The 5,628-nt window shown below is 52.1% G+C and carries 3 protein-coding genes and 2 pseudogenes; 2 read left to right on the forward strand and 3 right to left on the reverse strand.

Annotated features, from left to right (window positions below):
- From IGR76_18810 to IGR76_18820, 3 genes and pseudogenes are all read right to left on the reverse strand, one after another.
- A partial coding sequence (locus IGR76_18810; GenBank protein ID MBF2080508.1) for a hypothetical protein occupies window positions 1-472 on the reverse strand: 472 nt, incomplete at its 3' end.
- Window positions 429-866 (reverse strand): annotated as a pseudogene (locus tag IGR76_18815) (P-loop NTPase). The gene IGR76_18810 and the pseudogene IGR76_18815, both read right to left, overlap by 44 nt.
- Window positions 854-2,026: pseudogene (locus IGR76_18820) on the reverse strand (IS4 family transposase). The pseudogenes IGR76_18815 and IGR76_18820 overlap by 13 nt, the downstream one beginning before the upstream one ends.
- A 452-nt stretch (window positions 2,027-2,478) precedes the next feature.
- Here IGR76_18820 and IGR76_18825 point away from each other — a divergent pair.
- Window positions 2,479-3,891 carry an amidohydrolase family protein gene (locus IGR76_18825; GenBank protein ID MBF2080509.1) on the forward strand — a complete coding sequence of 471 codons (1,413 nt, stop codon included), beginning with the start codon at window positions 2,479-2,481 and terminating at the stop codon, window positions 3,889-3,891.
- Window positions 3,892-4,041: 150 nt separating this feature from the next.
- Window positions 4,042-5,472, forward strand: a complete 1,431-nt coding sequence (locus tag IGR76_18830; protein ID MBF2080510.1) for a hypothetical protein — start codon at window positions 4,042-4,044, stop codon at window positions 5,470-5,472.
- Window positions 5,473-5,628 lie beyond the last annotated feature (156 nt).

Here is a 5,628-nt window from a genome sequence, read left to right on the forward strand (position 1 = left end):
TACGCAGATTGACCTGAGCAATTGTGACCTCTCCGTATTTCCAAATATCCTCTAAGACAAAAGGTAAAGACAGCAGATGCCAATTATAGGGATAACCCGCTGCATCAGGATGCTCGAAAATCAAGCGTCCAGTAGAATCAAGCAGTGTGAGAGAGGCGGATTGATACCAGTGGGCGATCGCAGGCAGGTGAAACCATAGCGAATCAAAATCTATGACCGCTTTGGTGGAAAGCTCCCAAATCAGAAATAGAGCGACAAGAATTCCCGCATTGCTGAGGAGCAATTCGGTTTTCCTGAAAGCAACGTTTAATCCTGTCTTCTTGGTATAAACATGAGCATTTTTGCCGAATCTTCGGAGCAATAGAAGCCCGCTCAAAAAGATCAGCAGGTTGAAGATAATGATGAAGGTCAGGGGGAGCATGTCACCTTTCCTTCGATAAACCAGGATGAGTATCAATAAATAAATAGTCAAGCTGAAGTCCTTTAACCAGATCGCGAAACCCGTCATTCATCAGCCTGACATCATAGCTATTCTTCAAAATTTTGGCGATGTCATCGGCTTTGACACTGGAAGGCACCAGAAATAGCTTGCCTGCTCCATTCACGTTAACATTAGCACTCACGTCATAAGCTGCTTCCTGAATTGAGATTTCACCCCACAAGTAATTGTTGAGGGTCTTGCTGATCTGCTCTGGTTCTAGACAAAACAAGTTATGAATTCCTGGAGAGGGAACATCTATATCCACAACTCCAACTCGATTGCCTAAGGCAGCTACTGTGGTTGCCAAGTTTGCAACAAAGTTGGATTTTCCTGTCCCACCTCGGCTTAGTGGTGCAGAAAACTTTGTCTGTCTTAACGTGAGAATGAAACGACCCTAGAGAATTCAATCCTGCACTCTAACCTGGTTCGTTTCTTCTGAGAAGCACAAGCTGGAGGCGGGTTTCTTTTGGGTAACGCCGCCAGGGAGGACAAAGGTAAGCGCTGATAGCAAAGTCCAGCCAACTGTCGCAAACCCAATTGCAGAAAACTTAAGCCCCGCTTGCCATGCCAATCAAAAGCAACTCGTTGTCTCGCTTGGACGAGCATCCTGCCTAATATCAGCGCAATCAAGATGGCACAGTCAAGCAGCATCAATCAGCAAGTCAGCGCCTGAGCATTCCGCAAGCCGGACTTGAGAACGTCGACAGCGGCAGACTTGTAATCCTTGAAAGGGGGTTCAATCCCCCAAATCGCCGACCGTAAAGTGCAAAGGTTTGCAATCAAGGGGGGTGGTCAGACAGCCCTGCCCAAGTCTCTTTTGCATCGCTCAGTTGAGCCATGGCGAGATGACAGTCCATATCAGTGAAGACCTGCATCAGTGAAGACCTGCACATCCGGGTACAGATAAGCCTGCTGAGGGGGTGGCATGAGTTGTGCCCCCGAGCAGGTTTGACCATTGGTGAGAGTGACTGAGAGATCTGACTTGACCCGAATTGCCCAAGACCACGGCTGCTGCCTCAGCCCACGCACGAGGGCGGCGTGTTCCAAGCCTCGGTCGGCTAACAAGGTGACTTGAACGTCCGGGGGTAGGACTTGTTTGGCACGCTCTAGCAGGGGTTGATACTGCTCAAAGCCCACCATGGCACTGCCATGCGCCAGCACGACTTGAGACAGGGTGAAAGAGCGGCCACCTCAGACAAAACAGATTTCAATCAAACAAAACTGATCCCACAGCATCCTGGTATCGAGGGTGAGCAGCACCGACTCCCCGGCAAAGGCTTGTAGAACAGGGCGCAGAATGGGCTCGTAGAATCGCTCTGCGGTGATTTGCTCGTTATGGACGAAATAACTCTACCGCTCCATGTGGGCGCGGGCTTGGCAACCTCGGTGCTTCAGGTAGGTAAGCCACTCTCCCAAGCCAGCCCTCTTCGATTGCAGGATCGCAGCCACAATTTCTGAAAATCCTTGGAGATGACGCTGGTCTTTGGGCTGTCCCCATTGACGCAGTTGGTCTTGCAGTTGACGATACAAAAAGGGGGGGGCTATTGAATTTCGCTTTGAGTTAGAGAACTTAAGCGTCTCATGGAATGCCCCCTTTCAGCTATTGGTGTCTTGGATTAAGACTTTAGCCACAGCAACCCTTTCAAGACTTCTCTGCACCACTAAGGGACTTTTTCAGTTAATTTTATTGCCAAAGCAATAGATCTCTAGCAATTACTTGCTTTAACAAAATTCAGATGATATGTTATTAGCGGAAAATCGCGATTGCTCTTCAAGTCGCTATTTTTCAGCAAAAAACTTCTGTTGTTCTAGGTAGAACTCTAAGATACCTTTTGCTTTTTCAACATACCTTTACACAGGTTTACAGGTTCAGATTGTGAGATGCAATCGTGCGAGTTAATTCAAGTTCTTTTGAAAGAGTCGATGGTAAGCGGTTAACTCGCTAAGTTTGCAAGTTGCTGAGTTTTTAGAAGCTTTGAGATGAGGCATGATACAGTATGAGTTCCCGATTTCGATACTCGACTATTTTGGGAGTCGTTCTACTTGTCCTGTTTGGGCTGATAACGCGAGTGGGCTGGGCACAGAGCCAGCCATCCGTTAATCTCCCAGACCCAAACATTAATCGCGTTTTATTCCAAAATGTGCGGGTGTTTGATGGCACCTCCCCACAGCTTTCAGCCCCCACCAATGTATTAGTCATTGACAACAAAATCGAGCGCATTTCCACCTCGCCGATTCCTATTCCGGCCGATCTCCGCACCCTCTTAATTGAGGGCGACGGCCGGGTGCTGATGCCGGGGTTGATTGATGCCCATGCTCACCTGTTTTTGGAAGGGGTTGCGGGTCAGGCAGCGCTGTTGGAGGCGGGCGGTGATGTGGATGCCTTGGCTCAGCAGGTGTTTCGGGCTGCTGCCGAAAGCGCTAACCGGATGCTGATGAATGGCTTTACGGGGGCGCGGGATTTAGCCGGGCCAGTGTTTGACCTGAAGAAAGCGATTGATCAGGGCAACTTGATCGGGCCGCGCGTCTGGCCATCGGGTGCGATGATTTCTCAAACCAGCGGACATGGAGACTTTCGCTCGCTGGACGAACTGCCCAGAACCCCGACCTCGGAGCTAAGCCTGGCCGAGAAGTATGGTGTGGGGGCGATCGCCGACGGCGTACCCGAAGTGCTGCGTGCCACCCGCGAGCAACTGATGAGGGGCGCTAGCCAAATTAAGCTGGCAGCCGGTGGCGGCGTGGCTTCTGAATACGATCCCCTTGATGTCGCTCAATACACTGAGGCAGAATTCCGTGCCGCTGTTGATGCAGCCTCAGACTGGAATACCTACGTGACAGTTCATGCCTACACACCAAAGGCAATTCAGACAGCTATTCAAGCCGGGGTGAAGTGCATTGAACATGGTCAACTCATTGATGAGCCAACTGCCAGACTGATTGCTGAAAAAGGAGTCTGGCTCAGCATTCAGCCTTTTCTGGATGACGAAGATGCTAACCCGTATCCCGAAGGCTCGGAAAGTCGTAGGAAGCAGTTGCAAGTGTCAGAAGGCACTGATATTGCCTATGGGCTGGCCAAGCAGTACAACATCAAGACTGCTTGGGGAACAGATGTGCTTTACGACCCTGCAAAAGCTGCTCGCCGGGGCAGGCTCTTGTCTAAAATGGTGCGCTGGTATACACCTGCGGAAGTACTGAAGATGGCAACCCATGACAATGCAGAGCTGCTGGCCATGTCCGGGCCGCGAAATCCCTATCCCGGAAAATTGGGCGTGGTAGAAGAAGGGGCGCTGGCGGATTTGCTGCTTGTCAATGGCAATCCACTGGAGAACATTCGGCTCATCGAAAACCCTGCCCAAAATTTTGTGGTGATTATGAAAGACGGCAAGATTTACAAGAATCTGCTGAGTTGATCTGGAGTCTTTTTAGGCTTGCATCTAGTTTCGCAGCGGGCGAAGTAAGACTCGACAAAGTATGATCTGAGATCGCCATATCTTGCCGAGCTTGACATCAAAAATTCGCCTTCACACACATCTTTAAATCAATCCTCTACAGCTTGAATTATGCTTAGGAAATTAGTGTTTTGTCGGAATTATTCTTCTCAAGGCGATCGCCTAAACAATCATCAGGCTCCGGTGCGAAAAGTGAGGGCGATCGCCCAGTCTTTCTCTATCGCAGCTTCTGTGGCGGCGGTGCTGTGGGTTGCGCCCGCCCAGGCGACCGAGCGGCATTCAACAACGAGCGGCGAATCTGCCAAATCGATCAGCCTGGATGCTGGGGAGAATCCGGTGCTGGCTGCGGGTGCGGAAGGGACTGCCCTGGCAGAACCGCGTGAAGCCTTAAAGTTTTCATTCGGTACGTTCCAATCCGATTCGCTTCAGCCCAGTCCTGTTCCAACTCTCACGGCAGCGGCGCAGATCGGCAGCGATGTCCCCGCAGAGCCGCCCGCGCTGGAGCCTCCACCACTCGCCTCCGCGCAGGTGTTGATTGAGGCAGGCAGAGAAGAAGCGTTGGATCTGGCGCAAGACCCGCTTGATTCGCCAGAAAACGAGATTGAACCGGTGGATTTGCCGGAGCTGGAACCTGCGGATTTGCCGGAAGGCGATGTTGAACCAGGCGAGCCAGTTGAGGTCTTCCCCGCCGATCCCGAAGTTTCGGATCAGCCAGAGTCGGGCGATCGCTGGCAGTTTTCGCTAGAGCCATACTTTTTTGTGCCGTTTGATGTCAGCGCAGATGTGACGGTAGCGGGGCGATCGGCCTCGCTTCAGGCAGGGCTAGAGGATATTCTTAACCTTGATAAAGCCTTTGATGGCGGGCTGCGGTTTGAAGCGCGAAATCAGCGATTTGGTCTGCGGCTAGAAGGTTTTTATTTGGTGGCAGGGCAGAGCGGCACGCTGGGAGCAGACTTTCCTGCTGGCGCTCTAACGCGGTTTGGAATTCCGATTCCGGTCAGGGGCAAGGCGGATGCGAGTGTGTCGGTGCGGCAGGGCACGATCGATCTGGCGGCGTTCTATCGCGTGGTGGATACTCCCCTGCGCCGTTCGGCGACCGTAGACAATCCCTATCCGCGCCTGGTGATTGACCCGCTTTTGGGAATCCGTACCAATATTTTGCGGCAAGAGCTAGAAATTGACGAAGTACGCATCGACCCCAGCCCGCTACCGATTCCTCCTACCACCCTCTCACTCGATCAAGAGTTCACCTATTCTCGAACCACCCTGGAGCCGCTGGTGGGTGCCCGCATCGAGCTAGACCTCTCACCGCTGTGGAGCCTTGGGCTAGAGGGCGATGTGTCAGGCTTTAATGTCAATGCGGAGCGCGATATCACCTGGAATTTGCGGGCTGGGGCACGCTATTATCTGTCGCGCTCGGCGGCGATCCAACTCGCCTATGGTTTCAGTGGTTTTGATTTTGAGGATGGTGAAGGGCTGAGACGAGTTGAAGTCGATTTGACCCAGCACGGGCTATGGCTGAGCGCGCTTTTCCGGTTTTAGGGAAGGCTTACGGGAGGACTTGCGGGCGATCGCCTGTTGCCTGGGCGATGTATTGGCACGGGCAATGAATGGGCGATCGCCTAGCCAGCGATGAATCGCGTGTGTATAGCGTTTTTCATTCTAGTGAGGCACAGTAGCAGCAATGAGAGAACCAAT

Origin of the sequence: Synechococcales cyanobacterium T60_A2020_003 (assembly GCA_015272205.1) — a bacterium.
Lineage (GTDB): Bacteria > Cyanobacteriota > Cyanobacteriia > RECH01 > RECH01 > JACYMB01.